Origin of the sequence: Actinomadura alba, from assembly GCF_014323705.1 — a bacterium.
Taxonomy (GTDB): domain Bacteria; phylum Actinomycetota; class Actinomycetes; order Streptosporangiales; family Streptosporangiaceae; genus Actinomadura_C; species Actinomadura_C alba.
Map to the genome: position 1 here is coordinate 167,597 of NZ_JABVEC010000009.1, position 16,114 is coordinate 183,710.

General features: G+C 68.0%; 14 protein-coding genes and 2 pseudogenes. 11 read left to right on the top strand and 5 right to left on the bottom strand.

What is annotated here, in order from left to right; all coding sequences use genetic code 11:
- Positions 1–60 precede the first annotated feature (60 nt).
- Positions 61–1,269 (bottom strand): sensor histidine kinase, encoded by a 1,209-nt coding sequence (locus HKK74_RS14465; RefSeq protein WP_187243713.1) that lies wholly within the window; start codon positions 1,267–1,269, stop codon positions 61–63.
- A gap of 17 nt (positions 1,270–1,286) precedes the next feature.
- A complete protein-coding gene (locus HKK74_RS14470; protein ID WP_187243714.1) occupies positions 1,287–1,937 on the bottom strand; it encodes a response regulator transcription factor in 651 nt (216 codons plus the stop codon).
- An 87-nt stretch (positions 1,938–2,024) separates the two neighbouring features.
- Here HKK74_RS14470 and HKK74_RS14475 point away from each other — a divergent pair, with 87 nt between their 5' ends.
- From HKK74_RS14475 to HKK74_RS14505, 7 genes are all read left to right on the top strand, one after another.
- Positions 2,025–2,537, top strand: a complete 513-nt coding sequence (locus tag HKK74_RS14475) for a hypothetical protein (RefSeq protein ID WP_187243715.1) — start codon at positions 2,025–2,027, stop codon at positions 2,535–2,537.
- Positions 2,534–3,667, top strand: a complete 1,134-nt coding sequence (locus tag HKK74_RS14480) for a peptidoglycan-binding protein (RefSeq protein ID WP_187243716.1) — start codon at positions 2,534–2,536, stop codon at positions 3,665–3,667. Before HKK74_RS14475 ends, HKK74_RS14480 begins: the two co-directional genes overlap by 4 nt.
- Entirely contained in the window at positions 3,664–4,395 is a 732-nt protein-coding gene (locus HKK74_RS14485; RefSeq protein WP_187243717.1) for an ABC transporter ATP-binding protein, read from the top strand. The genes HKK74_RS14480 and HKK74_RS14485 overlap by 4 nt, the downstream gene beginning before the upstream one ends.
- Positions 4,392–5,624: an ABC transporter permease gene (locus tag HKK74_RS14490; RefSeq protein WP_187243718.1), complete on the top strand. Its 1,233-nt coding sequence runs from the start codon at positions 4,392–4,394 to the stop codon at positions 5,622–5,624. The genes HKK74_RS14485 and HKK74_RS14490 overlap by 4 nt, the downstream gene beginning before the upstream one ends.
- Positions 5,625–5,809: 185 nt before the next feature.
- Complete coding sequence (locus HKK74_RS14495) at positions 5,810–9,151, top strand: DUF4132 domain-containing protein (protein WP_187243719.1); 3,342 nt, start codon at positions 5,810–5,812, stop codon at positions 9,149–9,151.
- Positions 9,152–10,565: 1,414 nt separating this feature from the next.
- The gene (locus HKK74_RS14500; RefSeq protein ID WP_187243720.1) at positions 10,566–11,558 is read left to right on the top strand and encodes a helix-turn-helix domain-containing protein; all 993 of its coding nucleotides are present in this window, start codon (positions 10,566–10,568) and stop codon (positions 11,556–11,558) included.
- Positions 11,559–11,722: 164 nt separating this feature from the next.
- Positions 11,723–12,187, top strand: a complete 465-nt coding sequence (locus HKK74_RS14505) for a hypothetical protein (RefSeq protein WP_187243721.1) — start codon at positions 11,723–11,725, stop codon at positions 12,185–12,187.
- A gap of 117 nt (positions 12,188–12,304) precedes the next feature.
- On the opposite strand, the gene HKK74_RS14510 is transcribed toward HKK74_RS14505, so the two are convergent.
- The gene (locus HKK74_RS14510; RefSeq protein WP_187243722.1) at positions 12,305–13,069 is read right to left on the bottom strand and encodes a translation initiation factor IF-2; all 765 of its coding nucleotides are present in this window, start codon (positions 13,067–13,069) and stop codon (positions 12,305–12,307) included.
- Between the two features lie 34 nt (positions 13,070–13,103).
- The gene (locus tag HKK74_RS14515) at positions 13,104–13,367 is read right to left on the bottom strand and encodes a hypothetical protein (RefSeq protein ID WP_187243723.1); all 264 of its coding nucleotides are present in this window, start codon (positions 13,365–13,367) and stop codon (positions 13,104–13,106) included.
- 971 nt (positions 13,368–14,338) lie between these two features.
- On the opposite strand from HKK74_RS14515, the pseudogene HKK74_RS40820 reads away from it, so the two are divergent.
- The 3 genes and pseudogenes from HKK74_RS40820 to HKK74_RS39035 form a co-directional block, all read left to right on the top strand.
- Positions 14,339–14,476, top strand: a pseudogene (locus tag HKK74_RS40820) (helix-turn-helix domain-containing protein); the annotation flags it as partial.
- A gap of 12 nt (positions 14,477–14,488) precedes the next feature.
- Complete coding sequence (locus HKK74_RS14520) at positions 14,489–15,070, top strand: hypothetical protein (protein ID WP_246491592.1); 582 nt, start codon at positions 14,489–14,491, stop codon at positions 15,068–15,070.
- A 13-nt stretch (positions 15,071–15,083) separates the two neighbouring features.
- Positions 15,084–15,350, top strand: a complete 267-nt coding sequence (locus HKK74_RS39035) for an ASCH domain-containing protein (RefSeq protein ID WP_222722263.1) — start codon at positions 15,084–15,086, stop codon at positions 15,348–15,350.
- Positions 15,351–15,363: 13 nt separating this feature from the next.
- Here HKK74_RS39035 and HKK74_RS14530 read toward each other — a convergent pair whose 3' ends face one another.
- A complete protein-coding gene (locus HKK74_RS14530; RefSeq protein ID WP_187243724.1) occupies positions 15,364–15,615 on the bottom strand; it encodes an rRNA adenine N-6-methyltransferase family protein in 252 nt (83 codons plus the stop codon).
- On the opposite strand from HKK74_RS14530, the pseudogene HKK74_RS41885 reads away from it, so the two are divergent.
- A pseudogene (locus HKK74_RS41885) lies at positions 15,614–16,023 on the top strand (ester cyclase). The gene HKK74_RS14530 and the pseudogene HKK74_RS41885 sit on opposite strands and share 2 nt — an antisense overlap.
- The last annotated feature ends 91 nt before the right edge of the window (positions 16,024–16,114 follow it).

The window sequence follows — 16,114 nt, forward strand, 5'->3', positions numbered from 1 at the left end:
TGGTCCGGCTCTGCCCGCCCGAGTCCGCCGGACATGACAGGTCGCGAGAACGGTCCAGGTTCAGTCCGCGGCCGGTCGGTGCCCCTGAGCCGGAGTGAGCGCCGGCACTCTGACGTTGATCGTCAGACCACCGCCGATGTTCGGTGCGGCGGACACTTTCGCATCGTGGGCGTCGGCGATCGCGGCGACGATGGAAAGCCCGAGCCCGACGCCCTCCGACGTGCCCGTGCGTGGCTGGTGCAGCCGCCGGAACGGTTCGAACAACTCGGGGACGCGGTCGGCCGGGACATCTGGACCGGTGTTGCGCACGAGCAGGCCGACGACGGGCGAAGTGCGGATCAGAACCCGCCCGCCGCGATGGTTGTGCTTGATCGCGTTGTGCACGAGGTTGCCGACGAGCCGTGCCAGCAGCACCGGGTCCGCGCTCACGGTGACCGGCGCGAGGTCCACCTCCAGAGCCACGCCACCGGCGTCCGCCAGATCACGATGGTGGTCGGTGATCTCGGCGACGACTCTGTCGAGCTCGACGGGCTCGCGGTGGTCGAGCCCACGCTCGCCCTGGGCCAGCATCAGCAGCCCGTCGATGAGCTTCTCGGTTCGCAGGTTCGCCTGCAGGAGTTGCTCGCGGGTCTCGGGGATCCGGTCGAGGGAAGGATGTTCGAGCCCTATCTCGATCGCCGCCCGCTGGATCGCCAAGGGGGTGCGCAACTCGTGCGAGGCGTTGGCGACGAACTGGCGCTGGCCGGCCGCGGCGCGCTCGAGCCGTTCGAGCATCGCGTCGAAGGTGTCGGCCAGTTCCTTGAGCTCGTCGAGCGGGCCGGCGAGGCCGATGCGCTCGTCCAGGTTGGACAGTGACAGCCGCCGCGCGGTCGCCGTGATGACCTGGAGCGGCCGAAGCACCCGCCCGGCCAGCCACCAGCCGGCGGCCACCGCGATGACGGCGAGCACGACGACCGCGATCCACGTCACCGTCCACTGGTAACCCAGAACGCTCTGCCCGACGTCCTGGGCCTTCGCCTGCGCTTCCCTCTGCTTCAGCAGTTCGAGCTTCGGATCGTACGACTTGCCGGCGCCGGACACCGGACCGGTGTCGGGAAACGGGCCGACGGTGTGTTTGACGGGCTTGCTGAGGCCCACCACGACCTTGTCCACGAGCACCCGCTTGAGCAGCATGTTGACGACGACCAGCAGACCGGTCACCGTGACGATGAACAGCGCGGCGTACAGGGCGGTGAGCCGCATCCGCACGGTCCACAGCCGGGATCTCATCGTGGCGAGCCGGGCCCTCACAGCCGGTACCCGCCCTGCACGGTCGTGATCACCGGCGGTTCGCCGAGCTTGGCCCGCAGCTTGCTCATCGTCACCTTGACCACGGTGGTGAACGGATCGGTGTGCTCGTCCCAGGCCCGTTCCAGCAGTTCCTCGGCCGTCACGACCGCGCCCTGGGCACGCATCAGCACCTCGAGCACGGCGTACTCCTTGCGCGACAGCGGCACGAAGCGGCCGTCCCGGGACGCCTGCCGACGCGGCGCGTCGAGCACGATCCCGTTCCGTTCGAGCACGGGCGGCAGTGCGGGGGCACGGCGCCGGCCGAGCGCCTGGACGCGGGCCAGCAGTTCGGCATAGGCGAAGGGCTTGGCCAGATAGTCGTCGGCACCGAGGCCCAGCCCGGCCACGCGCTCACTGACGGCGCCCGCCGCCGTCAGCATGAGAATGCGTACGTCCGCCCCGTTCTGGGCGAGCTCCCGGCAGACCTGGTCGCCGTGCACCAGCGGCAGGTCCCGGTCCAGGACCAGGACGTCGTAGTCGTTGACCGCAAGGCGCTCCAGCGCCGCCGCGCCGTCGTGCACCACGTCGACCGCCATGGCGTGGCGGCGCAATCCGTCGGCCACCAGATCTGCCAGCACCCGCTCGTCCTCGGCCACGAGTATCCGCATGGCTCATTGGTAACGGGTGGCGCATAACGTGGCGGTCAACGTTCGCGGTGACCGGTGCGAAACCGCCGTCGGGTCACCCTGGCACGCATGATCAGACCTCGATACACCGCGGCGGCCCTGCTGACCTCCCTCGCCCTGGCCGGGCTGACCGGCTGCGGCTCGGGCGGCGAGCCGGACGCGCAGCAGAAAAAGGGCGCGGGCAAGGGCGCGGCCCAGGCCGATCTCCGGGATATGGAGCTGAAGTTTGCCCAGTGCCTGCGCAAGCAGGGCCTGCCCGTGCCCGATCCGACCCCCGGCGGCGGGCTGGAGTTCGGCGGCGGCGATCGATCCAAACTCGAAGCCGCCAGGAAGGCATGCCGGCAGTACGACCCGAAGGGGGACATCGATCGGAACGACCCGGCGTTCATCGACCGAGTGCTCAAGAACCAACAGTGCCTGCGCAGACACGGCATCGACGCGCCGGATCCGCAGCCGGGCCAACCCCCGCGGATCAACCTGGGTCCCGGCGACACCGAGGAGAAGGTGGAGGCGGCGCGCGATGCCTGCCGTGAAGAACTGCGCAAGGCGGAAGGCGACGCGACCAAGGAGCCGGCGCGATGACGGCGCTGGACACCGCGCCGGCGGACACGGCCGACATGCCATCCCCCACCCGGCGGCGACGGCTTCTCCTGCTCGTGGGTACGAGTGTGGTGGTCGCCCTCGGCGCCGCGGGACTCGTGGTCGCCCTCGGGAACGGCTCGGGCGACGGGCCGCCGCCCGCTCCCACGACCACGACGGCCCCCGTCGAGCGCACTGACCTGGCCGAGCGGACCGAGGTGGACGGGACGCTCGGCTATGCCGGGAGCTTCACGATCGTCGGCTCCGGGCAGGGCCGCATCACGTGGATGCCCACCGTGGGTCGGGTGATCCGCCGGGGTGAACGGGTGTACGGGGTGGACGGGCACAGTGTCCCGCTGTTGTACGGCTCGTCGCCTCTCTGGCGGACGCTGGAGCACGGGATGAGCGACGGCGGGGACGTCCGGCTGCTGGAGACCAACCTCGCCGCTCTCGGCTACGGCGACGGCCTGACCGTCGATCGCCATTTCAGCTACGCGACCACGGCGGCGATCAAGGAGTGGCAGGACGACCTGGGCGTCACCGAGGACGGGATCGTCGAGATCGGGGACGTCGTCGCCGCACCCCACGCCCTGCGGGTCACCGCGGTGAGCGCCGTACCCGGCGGGTCCGCGGGCGGCAACCTGATGACGGCCTCCGGCACCACCCGTCAGGTCACGGTGAACCTGCCGGTGGGCCGGCAGACGCTCGCGCGCAAGGGGGCACAGGTACGGGTCGAACTGCCCGGCGGGAAGCAGACGACCGGCCGCATCTCCTCGGTGGGCAGCGTCGCGACCAGCGAGAACACCGAGGAGAACGGGCAGGCGCAGACGGGTCAGGCCACCCAGACGGCCACGATCCCGGTCTACATCACGCTCAGCCGCGCCTCGGCCGCCGGTCGTCTCGACGGCGCGCCCGTCACCGTCGGATTCAGCAGCGGCGTGCACAGGGGCGTGTTGGCCGTACCGGTCACCGCCCTGCTCGCCTCGCCCGACGGAAGCTACGCGGTGTCGGTGGTGGAGGCCGCGGGCCGTACGCGGCGGGTCCCCGTACGACTCGGTGCCTTCGCCGACGGAAAGGTGCAGGTCACCGGCCAACTGGCCGCCGGGATGAAGGTGGAGGTGCCGATCACATGACGGCTCCGGTGGTGGCGCTGCGGGCCGCCTCGAAGGACTATCCGGGTGGCGTACGGGCACTGCGCGAGGTGTCGCTGGCCATCCGGCCCGGCGAGTCGCTGGCGATCGTCGGGCCGTCCGGCTCGGGCAAGTCCACCTTGCTGCATCTCATGGGCACACTCGACCGGCCCAGCTCCGGGCTGGTCACGGTGCACGGGCATGACATCGCCGGGTTGCGCGACGAGCGGCTGGCCGCGATCAGAGCGCACTGGATCGGCTTCGTGTTCCAGCAGTTCTTCATGACCGGTCACCTGTCGGCGCTGGACAACGTTGCGAACGGGCTGCTCTACCGCGGCCTGTCGCCGCGTCGACGGCGCGCCCTGGCGAGCGACTGGCTCGTACGGGTCGGCCTCGGCCATCGCCGGCACCACCTGCCCCACCAGCTGTCCGGCGGGGAGCGGCAGCGGGTGGCCATCGCCAGGGCGGTCGTCGGGCGGCCCTCGCTGCTCTTGGCCGATGAGCCGACCGGCAATCTCGACTCGGCCACCGGCGCCCAGATCATCGAGCTGCTGCGTGACCTGCACCGGGACGGCACCGCCGTAGCGGTCATCACCCACGACATCGCGGTGGCCGCCGCCATGCCGCGCCAGGTGGAGATCCTGGACGGTCAGATCCGTTCCGATTCGGGCCCCACCGCGGACGACCCGACCTGCCCCGGCGCAGGACTGGACCTGGAGGCCCATTCATGACGGTCATCACCCGTACCACCGGCGCCGTGCCGCTGCCCGAGCCGGCGCGGCTGCGCTCCGGCGATCTCCTGCGGGTCGGGCTCGGCGGGCTGCGCGGCCGGCCGCTGCGCGCGACGCTGTCGGCGCTCGGCATCGCCATCGGGATCGCGGCGGTGGCCGCCGTCCTCGGCATCAGCACGGTCAGCCGGGCCGGACTGATGCAGCAGATCCAGAGCCTGGGCACGAACATGCTCACCGTCGCGCCGGGTCAGACACTGCGTGGCCAGACCTCGTCTCTTCCCCGGGACGCCATCGCGATGGTGCGCCGGATCCCCGGGGTGACGTCCGCGTCGGGCGTGGGCATGGTGCCCGGCGCCACCGTGCGCCGTACCGACAAAATTCCCGTATCGGAGACCAACGGGATCGCGGTCCAGGCCACCAGGCTCGACCTGCTCGGCACCCTCGGCACCGGCGATGGCCCCGCGCTGAAGACCGGCAGGTTCCTCAACGAGGCGACGGCCCGTTACCCCGTCGTCGTGCTGGGGGCGGTCGCGGCGGATCGGCTCGGCATCCGGCACGTGGGCGACCAGGTCTTCATCGCCGGTCGCTGGTTCACCGTCAGCGGCATCCTCAGCGTGCTCCCCCTGGCCCCCGAGATCGACCGATCGGCGCTCATCGGCTGGCCGTACGCCCTCAGTCTCGGCTTCGACGGGCACCCGACCAGCATCTACGAGCGCTCGACGGACTCCACCGTCACCGCGGTCGGCGCCGTGCTCGCCGAGACCGTCTCCCCCGAACACCCCGAGGAGGTCGCCGTGAGCAGACCCTCCGAGGCGCTCACCGCCCAACTGGCCGCCGAGTCCGCCTTCAACGGGCTGCTCCTCGGGCTGGGGGCCGTCGCCCTCCTGGTCGGCGGGGTGGGCATCGCCAACATCATGGTCATCTCGGTGCTCGAACGCCGCCAGGAGATCGGGCTGCGCCGGGCCCTCGGCGCCACCCGCCGCCAGATCCGCCGGCAGTTCCTGGCCGAGTCGGTGACGCTCTCGGTCCTGGGCGGGTCGATCGGGCTCCTGCTGGGCGTGGGCGCCACCCTGGGCTACGCGGTCTACCGCTCCTGGCCGCTCGTCCTTCCCCTGGAAGCCATCGCCGCCGGTACGGCCGCCTCGGTCATCATCGGAGCCCTCGCCGGCCTCTACCCCGCCCGCCGAGCAGCCCTGCTCCCCCCGACCCAGGCCCTATCATCCCCCTGAGCGCCGCGGCACCTCAGTTTGAGCCGTCAGAACAGGGCCCCGCAGAACCGGGGCAGCGCGATCGGCAGGGCGGGCGCGCGCGTGGCGCTGCGTAAGCCTGAATGACGGCCGCTTGTCATATGCCTGCCCTACGGTGTGGCGTCATGGGTGATCAACGCCCCCCGGCGCGGGATGAGGATGTTCTGATGCTTCCCACCGAGCTGCGGCGGCAGCTGCATCCGCGGCGAGGCGGTCACCCTGGTCCGGCCATCAAGATCGACAAGACCGCCGCGGCGTCGCTGCGGGAGCAGCGCGAACAGAAGTGGCCGGACCCCGAATCGCTGATCGCCAGGGTGGCGCCAGGTCCGGAGTGGGTGAACGCCGCGCGACGGTACCTCTCCTGCGCCGCCGACCCGGCGGGTGCGGCGGTGGTCGCCTTGATCCCGTGGAAGGTCGAGCGGACGGTGCCCGGCAGCGGGTCGCCGTCCGACTGGGACTGGCGGAACGGCGTTTGGGTCAGGAAGCACGGCGTCCCCGACGAGCGGCAGGACGGGGACGACCGCGACTGGGTCCGGAGCCGCTACGGCGGCTGGTCCAAGGGTGGCATCCCCGACGATCTGCCGGAGTTGCAGAGCAGGCTCGTCGACGCCTGGAGCGTGGAGCACGGCTTGGCGTTCGCGGCGTGCGCGCTGGTCGAACTGAGCACAGCCGCGGCGACCTGGATCGACGGCGCGACGATCCGCTTTCGGGCCGGAAAGAACCTCTGGCTCGGCCAGGAGGCCGCACGGCGTCTGCGCACCCTCCTGGCGGCGGCCGGTGACAGCGACTACCGGGAGGCGGTCGAAAGGCTGGCGGAGCACCGCCGGACCCTCCAGCAGAAGGTCGTCGTGTCGTATCTGGTGCCGACACGGCAGGACTGGCTGGAGGAATGCCAGGACTGGCTGGACGATAGCTCGTACGGGCTGGAGTGGTTGCAACTCGCGATCGGCACGCCGGAGCGGCTTGCCAAGGGCAACCTGACCTGGGAGGGCTACCCCATGGGCGCTCTCGTCACGCTGGCCGACACTGCCGGAGCGGACGCCCTCCCGCTGTTCGTCCAGGGTCTGGACGGCCGCGGAACCCTTGATGACGACGAGCGTAGACGGCTGCTCAAGGTGATCGCCCTGATGCCTTTCGACGAGGCGTTCCAGGTGCTGGTCGACCGAGCCGGTGATCGGCTCGTCGAGCCCGCGCTGACCAAGGCGATGACGAGGTTCCCGGCGCGGGCGCTGCGGCTGCTGGCCGCGGCCGGAGCCACCGAGCTGCTCGCCGGTCACGTCCGGGCCCACCCGGAATTGACCGCGACGATGCTGCCCGATCTGCCGGCCGGGTCCCGTGCGGCCGTCGAGGGGGTCGTCGCGACCGACGTGCGGCTACCGGAAGCGGAGCCGGACGACCTGCCCGGGTTGCTGGTCGACCCGCCGTGGACCCGCGAGCGTGCGGTGCGGAAGCCGGTCGTCATCGCGGGCCTGGAACCCCCCGGCGAGCAGAAGATGACATGGGCGCCCGGCGAGCGGGAGACCTGGTCCGTCTTCGCCCTCCACACGTCAGAGTTCGACCCGGCCGACACCGATTGGGAGGCGGCGGCCGAACAATTCAGATCCGGGCGCTTGGCCTGGCGCAAGAAGGTCGAACTGCTGGTGCTGGGGCCCGAAGAGGTGGCCCGGCCCTTGCTCGCCGACTGTGACGGCGATTTCTGGTGGGAACCGCGTTGGATGAAGCGCGTAGCGGGCCGGTTCGGTGGAGACGCCCTGGGAGTGGTGTTGAAGGGCGCCAAGGAGGACCCCGCCGAATGCGGGGAAACTCTCCTCCCGTACCTGAACGCCGAGATCGCGGCGCTGATGGCCGACTGGCTCGCTCGCAAGAAGCCAGCCCGGCAGGCGGCGCTCACCTGGTTCGACCGGCACGGCGCCGACGCCGCACGAATGCTGTTCCCCGCCGCGCTCGGCAAGGCCGGACGGGACCGGAGGCAGGCCGAGAGGGCGCTGCGGCTGCTGGCCGGCCGGACCGGTGCCAACGAGATCGTGGCGGCCGCACGTGACCTCGGCGACGAGGCGGCGAGCGCGATCGAGGCGCTGGTGGCCGACCCGCTGGAGTTCCTGCCGGACCGGATGCCGGCCGTGGGCGACTGGGCCAATCCCGGCGCGCTTCCGCAGATCCTGCTGCGGGGCCGCGAACGGGCGCTGCCGTTCGCGGCGGCCGATCACGTGATCACGATGCTGGCGATTTCCAAGCCGGGCGAGATTTACGCAGGTGTCGGCGTGGTCCGCGAGTTGTGCGACAGCCGCTCCCTGGCCGAATTCGCGTGGGCGCTGTTCCAACGCTGGGAGCAGCACGGCGCACCGGCCAAGGAAGGCTGGGCGCTGGATCAACTCGGCCGGCTCGGCGACGACGAGACCGTGTGCAAGCTGGCCGCCGCGATCGTTGTCTGGCCCGGCGAGGCGGGCCACCACAAGGCGGTGAAAGGGCTGGACGTGCTCGCCGCGATCGGCACTGACCTGGCGCTCATGCACCTGCACGGCATCTCCCAGCGGGTGAAGTTCAAAGGGCTCAAGGCTCAGGCCAAGGACAAGATCGCGGAGATCGCTGAGAGCCGCGGGCTGACGACCGAGCAGCTCGCCGACCGCACGGTGCCGGACTTCGGGCTGGACGATGACGGGAGCATGACGCTCGACTACGGGCCGCGCCGCTTCACCGTGGGCTTCGACGAGGCGCTCGTCCCGTTCGTCCTCGACGAGGACGGGCGGCGGCGCAAAACGCTGCCCCGGCCGGGCGCAAGCGACGACCCCGACCTGGCCCCGGCCGCCTACCAGCGCTTCTCCTCGATGAAGAAGGTGGCGCGGACCGCGTCCGCCGACCAGATCCGGCGGCTGGAGCGGGCCATGGTCACGCAACGGCGGTGGACCGCGGCCGAGTTCCGGGACCTGTTCGTCGTGCACCCCCTGGTCTGGCACATCGCCCGCCGCCTTGTCTGGCTGGCCGAGGAGGACGGCGTGACGACGGCGTTCCGGGTCGCCGAGGACCGCACGTTCGCGGACGTGCACGATGCCCCGTTCACGCTTCCCGGCACGGCGGCCGTCGGCATCGCGCACCCGCTGCATCTGGGCGACGATCTCGCCGCGTGGCGGGAGGCGCTGGAGGACTACGAGATCCTGCAACCGTTCCCCCAGATCGAGAGGGGAACATACGCGTTCACCGAGGAGGAGCGTCGCAGCGAGCACCTCGCCCGCTTCGAGCGTCTCACGGTGCGCACCGTGCGGGTTCTCGCCCTGCGCCACCGCGGCTGGGAGCGCGCCGACTATTCCGGGATCTCCCGCGTGCTGCCCGCTGGCCGGCGCGTCCTGGTCGACCTGGAACCGGGCCTGCCCTTCGGCGGCCCGGACGATGAGCCGGAGCAACGGATCGAGACCGTTCAGCTGACCGATGGGGAAGCCCGCTTCGGTGAGCTGGATCCGGTGACCGCCTCGGAGATCATCGCCGACCTCACCTCGCTGGCCGGCACCGTGTGATCGCCGGGTTCGTTCCAGCGAACACGTTGCGATGAGCGTCTTCGCCTTCGACGATCAGATGCTCGTCACACCGCACCCGGCTCGCAGATCGACATCTGACTCCGAGCCCTCACCACGCCGAACATGCCGTCTCTTCCGGACGCGGCCTTTGCTACGAGTGGGCGAAACTGCGCTCGCGGCAAGGGCCGCTCATCGAATCACGCACGCCCGGCCTGGTGATCACTCCGCACGCGGCCTGAGTGTCGGATCAGTCGGTGCGCCGACCCATCCGGCAGTTCGCCGACGCCCTTCGCGAACTCGACTGATACGGCAACTCGCCGGGTCCAGCGGCACCGGGTGCAACGGGTCATCGGTCTTGTCGGGCAAGACCTCCCGTTAGAGGCCCGCCCTATCGTGCCGCGTCCACAGCGGAACTCCGGCCCCAGGAGCACCGGGACGCGAGGCTTGGCCAGACCAGCGAGACGGAATCGTGGCCAAAAGATCCCGCCCGCCCGCGATCGCGTCCTTCACCACCGCCTCCAGCATCGAGCACTTCCAGCTCGCGGGGCTTCCAGGCTTGAAGTCAGGATGACGGTGGTGACCAGCACAGGTGTGGGGGGACTCCCTCAGTCAGGAAGCTCTCCCGAAACTGTGCCCACTGCCCGGGGTGGTCGAGGAGCAATACCCGGCGGCCTGCCGGCTCGCCTCGGCCTGGGGGCAGTTCCGGCCGTACGGAACCCGGTGTGAGCCCGGCGCGCTCGGCGACCGTTCCATACCGTCGCTACACCATCGCCCAGGCATGCATAGCCCCAGTGGCAGACGCTATTGAGGAACCTCTGGCTATGAAGTTGATCTCTAGGCAAGACCACTTCTGCCAGGGGTTTCACGCATGTCAGCCCCCCGGGCCCCTCCGGCCAGCACCCACGCGCCGCTACACAGCTTCGAGATCTTGCTCGGAAAGGCTCAGTAGTCCGCCCGTACGGGCGGACTCGGGCGCAGCGCAATCATCGGCCGACTCACACGCACTGGTCGATATGCGCACCGTCTTGCTCGACGCCGCTTTGAACGAGCCCAGCTCCACCAAAGGACTCCGGCCGTCGACACCACGCTGACCAAGGCGATTCGCGCGTCGCCGAGGAGGGCTGAGATGCACAGGAGCTTGTTGAAATCCTGGGGCGTCGGACGGTGGCCATATGCGGTCGACAGGGTTGTACTTTAGTCCTCTCACAATCGATGATCATAGGAATGACTCCCTGCTAGCCCAAGGTAGTACTCAAATGAACCTTGAGTGTAGTCAGGTCACGCAGGGCATGTCCGGATTCCCTAGTCTCTGCCGAAGTATCGCCTGATTCGAGACACAACGCCAGGTCGTCCGAGGTGTTACGCGCAACGCATTCCAGACACATCTCCTTGGTATTGGCCCGATGGGGGATCGATGATCGAGACAGTGTTCAACAGTGACGACCTGCCCAAGGCGGAGCGGTTCGCCTACTGGCATGAGATTACTTGCCGCACGCTCATGCCGACACGGGTAAATGTTGACGACGAAGGCAGCTTTCGGGCATCAGTCCGCATACTAGGTTCGGATGCCCTACAGGTGTCTACCGAAACCGTGCAGTCGCTGATGCGCGCCGAGCGCACCCCGAAACTCATCCGCCGATCAGATCCGGAGCAGTACCTGCTCGGAGTCGTCCAGAACGGTAGCTACGAATTCAGCCAGCTAGACCGGGAATCAACCTTCGGCGTCCGCGATTTGATCCTCTTCGATTCGTCGTACCCCTTCCATGTCCGGCACCAAGGCGGTACGCACGTGATGTTTCGCTTTCCCAAGAAGCTGCTGCCGCTGCCTTTCTCAAAAGTGACCCCACTCCTCGCCACACGACTACCGAGGCAGGAAGGAATCGGCGACATACTGGCCCACTGCCTGTTCGAAGTTACCAGGGAACCCTCTCGGTATCGGCCCAGTGAGATAACTCGTCTGCTCAACATTGCCCTAGACCTGCTGACCACCCTCCTGAGCCATGAACTCGACGCACTGGACTCACTGCCACCCGAAAGCTATCGGGAGGCCCTTATTGTGCGCATCCACGCCTTCATCCACCAACGCCTCGGCGATCCAGAACTCTCCCCGATGACCGTTGCCGACGCCCACCACATCTCCCTGCGCTACCTGCAACAGTTGTTTGCTGCCGATGGCACGACTCCAGCGGCTTGGATACGCCGACAACGCCTGGAACGCTGCCGGCAGTCCCTGACCGATCCGCATCAGAACCAGCGTCCCATCCGCGCCATCGCCGCATGCTGGGGCTTCACCGACAACGCCCACTTCAGTCGACTCTTCCGTGCCACCTACGGCGCCTCCCCCAGCGAGTACCGAGCCTCGTACCAAACTTTTGTGCGCGAAACAACAAGCCCACTGCGCGAATAGACAACCTTCGCACCACACCCGTCCGAGATCCTGAACGCGCACAACGTCGCGGTCTTCGCCAGCAGCACGCCGTCCGCCTCAATGATCAGGAAGTCGTCTGATCAACCCCGGTCGACGGACGGACATCGCGCCACGGTACTTTTCCCTCCAGGAACGGATTGCACATGGCTGTCCTCTCCCATCTCACAAGAGTCGGTCTCACCTCCACCATCACGCTCGTCATGGCCACCGGCAGCACGCTGCTGGCCATGGAGTCCAGGGCGAATGCCGATACATGGATACAGCGCGTAAGCGCCAACAACTGCTCAATCGCCGAGTTCGAATACACCTACTCCTGGACTGGGTATAGTCCAGGAGGCAAGAAGAGCTACCGAGTCGTGGCCGAGGGCTACACATACGACGGGTGGACTTGCCGCGGAGACGGCTACGGCGGCGAACTGCAGGCAAAGTTCAACTGGTGGACCGGGAGTCGCTGGTACGACCATCCATGGGTGACAATCGATAACAATGCCGATGGCTCTGTGCGGTCTGATTTCAGGTGGACCGATACGGACCTCGCCGATGTCCGGTTCCGGATGTGCAACTGGAATCCGACCACCGATTACGCGGGAACCTGTGGCTCTTACTGACGTGATACTCCAGCCCATCACCAGGCATTGAGCCTTTCCGAGCAAGATCTCGAAGCTGTGTAGCGGCGCGTGGGTGCTGGCCGGCGGGGGCCTCTCGGCAAATGGCCGCTCATCGAATCACGATGGCGTCGGCGTCGGCCGCAGCGCGTCGTGGGCGTCACAGTTCTTCTCACCCGGCATCCGCCGCGTTCGGGACGGCGTCCACACCTTTGTCTCACCCGGCTTGACGCTGGCCAGGACGCAGTCGAACGCCGCGCCGGGGTGGGAGGGGTCGACGGAGAAAGCCACACCGGCGGCGAAGTCGGACTCGGTCTCGATCTCGATCCTGATGGCGGGGTGCAGGTTCAGCTTCGCGATCGCAGCGCGTACGTCCTTCTCCTCCACACCCCGGCCCGACGGGAGTTCGTTCACCTTGGGCAGGGCACGTTCGATCCGCTCGACCGGGATCGGTGGCGGCTCGAGCCATGGTGAGAACCTGGGCGGCGTCCCTGCCGGGCAACAAACCCGCGGCGGGACGGTGTCCCATTCGACCCAACCGCGACCGAAGGTCAGCTCGAAGCAGCGGGTCACCGTGACTCGCCCGCTCTGCCGGAACCATCCCTCGCCTCGAAAACCGGCGCCGACGACCCGGATGACCACGCGGACGCCCTCTGTGCCGTCGGTGGTGTCGCTGGAGACCTTCAGGACCTCCACCCCTTCGAGGTCGGCGACGTGGTGCGCGATGTCGTCGGCTTTGACCAGGCGGGTGCCGTACATAGCGTTACTGATCTTCCTGGAGTTGCCCCGCGCGCTTTCCTCCGCAGCGGCTTCGGCGCGGTCGGTCCCACAGGCCCCCGCGGCCAGCGCCGTGATGACGAGAGCGGCGATCATGGTGCGTCGCATGCGAACAGCCAATCACTGCGTCAAGAGGCACGGTTCATAAAGCGACGTCGACCCATGCTCCCTGGGTCTGAGCTAAGGCAGTCCGCCGAGCATCAGCGACCTTCGACCCGGCCGCTCCAAGCGCTGGTGATTGCCGGATCCGCGTGTCGTTGATCGCGTTCGCCAGCTCCTGTGGGGTCGTCGCTTCGATCAGCCGGTCGTCGACCAGGGCCCAGAAGTGGCGTGTTGTGTGTCCGAACCACAGGGTGACGGTCGGGAATCGTCTTCTGAGCAGGTGTAGTTCGTAGGGGATGTTCACGTTGGGGTCCTCGCTGGTCTTTGGGTCACCGTCCGGCGGTGAGCTCCGGGTTCGTCGGTTCGGCCACGGATCACCACTGCGTACGTGGGTGGACGGGATCGCGGCCCAGCAGCGCAGCGGCCAGGCGGTCGCGGAGATCTCTGCTACGGCTGCGGCCGCCGGCGGCCGGCGCGGCGATGCGGGAAGCGGTCTTCGGGGGCAGAAGACCGCGGCATCCGCACCGCCGCGCCGGCCCGGGGTCGTACGGCCCGACGGCCTGGCTCCGGCGGGATTCGAGCCGTACGACGTCGTCCGGGCCTTCCCCTGCCCGAGACGATCGGGCGGGCGCGCCGTCCGCGCCATCCGACGCGCCCGCGATCATGTGCCACATCACACCCACGGCTATGGCGCTCCCCCGGCAATCTCGCGCTGTGAGTTACCCCGCTGCCGCGGCGCTTCCTCTCCGGAGGTCTGATGGAGCGGCATGCAGTCGATGGCCTCCCTCACGGCGAGGGACATCTCCTCGAGCCAGGTGCCGGCCGGTCGGGTCTCCTCGTGCCAGACGACCGCACCACTCGATCTGTCGAGTTCTGCACGAGCGATCACTGCCCCGTACACGTAATACGGACCGAGCCAGGACAGCCTGCAGATCTGGATCAAGCCCTGAGAACCCGGGGACATTCGTAATGCGTGAACGAGACCCGTCGCAGCGGACCCTAAGACGGAAGAAACGCCACAAGCGCCCCGCCGCTCATCGGGCACCGTCGCCGTCCAGGCGTACATAGGGGGCTGCTCCCACGCCGACCTCGCGCCCACGGTGAAGCCCTTCTTTGCTGTGATCGCTTGATGACACAGAGCATGACGTCGCAGCTAGTGACGTTGATACAGCGTTCTCGGGACGTCTAGGACGTTTCTTGGCTACCGTCTCCGTACGTCCTGTCCGTCCCGACGAAGAAGGTTCGACTGTGGGCAACGACGCACTACGCCGGGCCATGGCCGATGCGAAACTGACACAGCAAGACCTCGCAGAAGCATGCAATGTGGACGTGAAGACGGTGGCCCGGTGGATGACCGAGAACACCCGGATACCGCATCCTCGGCATCGCTGGGCCGCATGTGAGGCCTTGGGAGTTGATGAAGCCATGCTCTGGCCAGACGCCATCCGCAAGAACATCAAGACCGGCCCAGACCGCGAGATCGTTTCCGTCTACCCGTACCGATCCGCCTGCCCGAAGTCCGTATGGCGGAACCTCATCGGCAACGCCAACAAGGAACTCACCTTCGCCGGCTACACCAATTACTTCCTGTGGCTGGAGCTCCCGAACCTGCGAACCGTCCTACGCCGCAAAGCGGAACGAGGATGCCGAATCCGGTTCCTCATCGGCGACCCAGAAAGCGACGTGACCCGCCGCCGCGAAGAGGTCGAGAACGTACCTCTCAAAGTGAGCACCCGGATCCGGATCACGCTCGATGAGTTGTCGAAGCTCGCGGGCACTCCCGGCATCGAAGCCCGCTACGGAGACGAGCACGTCGCGATGAGCGTCTTCACCTTCGACGATCAGATGCTCGTCACACCGCATCTCGCTCACCTGGTCGGCCACGACTCCCCAATGCTCCACGTACAGCGCTGCCAGGACGACGGGCTGTTCGATCGGTTCGCCTACCACGTCACAGAACTCTGGGAAGCCGGGCGAGAGGTGGAGACGGCCACCATCACCTCGTAGCAGCGTCCGACCGATGGGGATCCGCAAGACCACGGTGAACGCCCTGGTTTGGCTCGTCGGGCGAATGCTCGCCGACCCCAAGCACTTTCGCCGTTCCTACACCACAAAGGAACTCGACAGGATCATGACCGCACGCCCCGCCACCACCACGGGCATCCATGCCCGTGAGATGAACCTCTACCGCCGCTACTTCGACCTGGTCGCCACCGGCCGCAAGACCATCGAGGTCCGCGTGCTCCTGGTTGCCTCCGCATCAGTGCAGGTCAGGGATATCCGTTGATTCTCGGCCCGTACTACTGGGGCCCCAACCGCGGCGCGTACCCGGCCGCAGCGAGGGTCTTCCCGGCCTGCTCCGAGAGCTCCGCGTCCACCTCGACGCTGATGACGTTCCGCTCGCCTACTCGCCACGACAGCCGTGCAGCGGTCGACCCCGTGCCGGTGCCGACCTCCAGCACCCGGTCATGATCCTCCAACACAAGATCCTCGAGGAACCGATACAGGCTGAAGGTCGATGGCTGTGCCGCACTCGTTGAGCATGGTGGCATGTCAGATATTGCCGCGCTCGTGCACCGCTTCTACCTCGACGCATGGAACCGTTGGGACGACTCGGTGGTAGAAGAGATCCTCGCCCCGGACTTCGTCTTCCGCGGCTCGCTCGGTGATGAGGTTCGGGGGCCGGACGGATGGCGCTCTTACCGGGACAAGATCCGCTCGGCCGTGCCTGACTTGAAATCGTCGACCTCGTTACCGACGGAGATCGGGCGGCAGCCCGCCTGTTCTACACCGGCCACCACCAAGGCACGCTCCTCGGCATCGTCGGCACCGGCCAACCCATCGGCTACAGCGGGGCCGCGTTCTTCACCGCCACCACCGGCCGACTGACCGAAGCGTGGGTCCTTAGTGACCTGGATTCCCTGCGCCGCCAACTTGGCCAGAGCTCGTCCGACAACTGACCGGCATCCCCGCAAGAAGAGACCGGCGTCGACATCGAGAGCACAGGCGCAAGCCATCTACAAGATCAAAATAACGAGAAAGTACCCCATC

Excerpts from the sequence above, each read along its gene's own strand:
- HKK74_RS14480 (WP_187243716.1), top strand. The coding sequence starts at position 2,534 with ATGACGGCGCTGGACACCGCGCCGGCGGACACGGCCGACATGCCATCC.
- HKK74_RS14490 (WP_187243718.1), top strand. The coding sequence starts at position 4,392 with ATGACGGTCATCACCCGTACCACCGGCGCCGTGCCGCTGCCCGAGCCG.
- HKK74_RS14500 (WP_187243720.1), top strand. The coding sequence starts at position 10,566 with ATGATCGAGACAGTGTTCAACAGTGACGACCTGCCCAAGGCGGAGCGG.
- HKK74_RS14510 (WP_187243722.1), bottom strand. The coding sequence starts at position 13,069 with ATGCGACGCACCATGATCGCCGCTCTCGTCATCACGGCGCTGGCCGCG.
- HKK74_RS14475 (WP_187243715.1), top strand. The coding sequence starts at position 2,025 with ATGATCAGACCTCGATACACCGCGGCGGCCCTGCTGACCTCCCTCGCC.
- HKK74_RS39035 (WP_222722263.1), top strand. The coding sequence starts at position 15,084 with ATGGGGATCCGCAAGACCACGGTGAACGCCCTGGTTTGGCTCGTCGGG.
- HKK74_RS14505 (WP_187243721.1), top strand. The coding sequence starts at position 11,723 with ATGGCTGTCCTCTCCCATCTCACAAGAGTCGGTCTCACCTCCACCATC.
- HKK74_RS14520 (WP_246491592.1), top strand. The coding sequence starts at position 14,489 with ATGCTCTGGCCAGACGCCATCCGCAAGAACATCAAGACCGGCCCAGAC.
- HKK74_RS14470 (WP_187243714.1), bottom strand. The coding sequence starts at position 1,937 with ATGCGGATACTCGTGGCCGAGGACGAGCGGGTGCTGGCAGATCTGGTG.
- HKK74_RS14495 (WP_187243719.1), top strand. The coding sequence starts at position 5,810 with ATGCTTCCCACCGAGCTGCGGCGGCAGCTGCATCCGCGGCGAGGCGGT.
- HKK74_RS14485 (WP_187243717.1), top strand. The coding sequence starts at position 3,664 with ATGACGGCTCCGGTGGTGGCGCTGCGGGCCGCCTCGAAGGACTATCCG.
- HKK74_RS14530 (WP_187243724.1), bottom strand. The coding sequence starts at position 15,615 with ATGCCACCATGCTCAACGAGTGCGGCACAGCCATCGACCTTCAGCCTG.
- HKK74_RS14465 (WP_187243713.1), bottom strand. The coding sequence starts at position 1,269 with ATGAGATCCCGGCTGTGGACCGTGCGGATGCGGCTCACCGCCCTGTAC.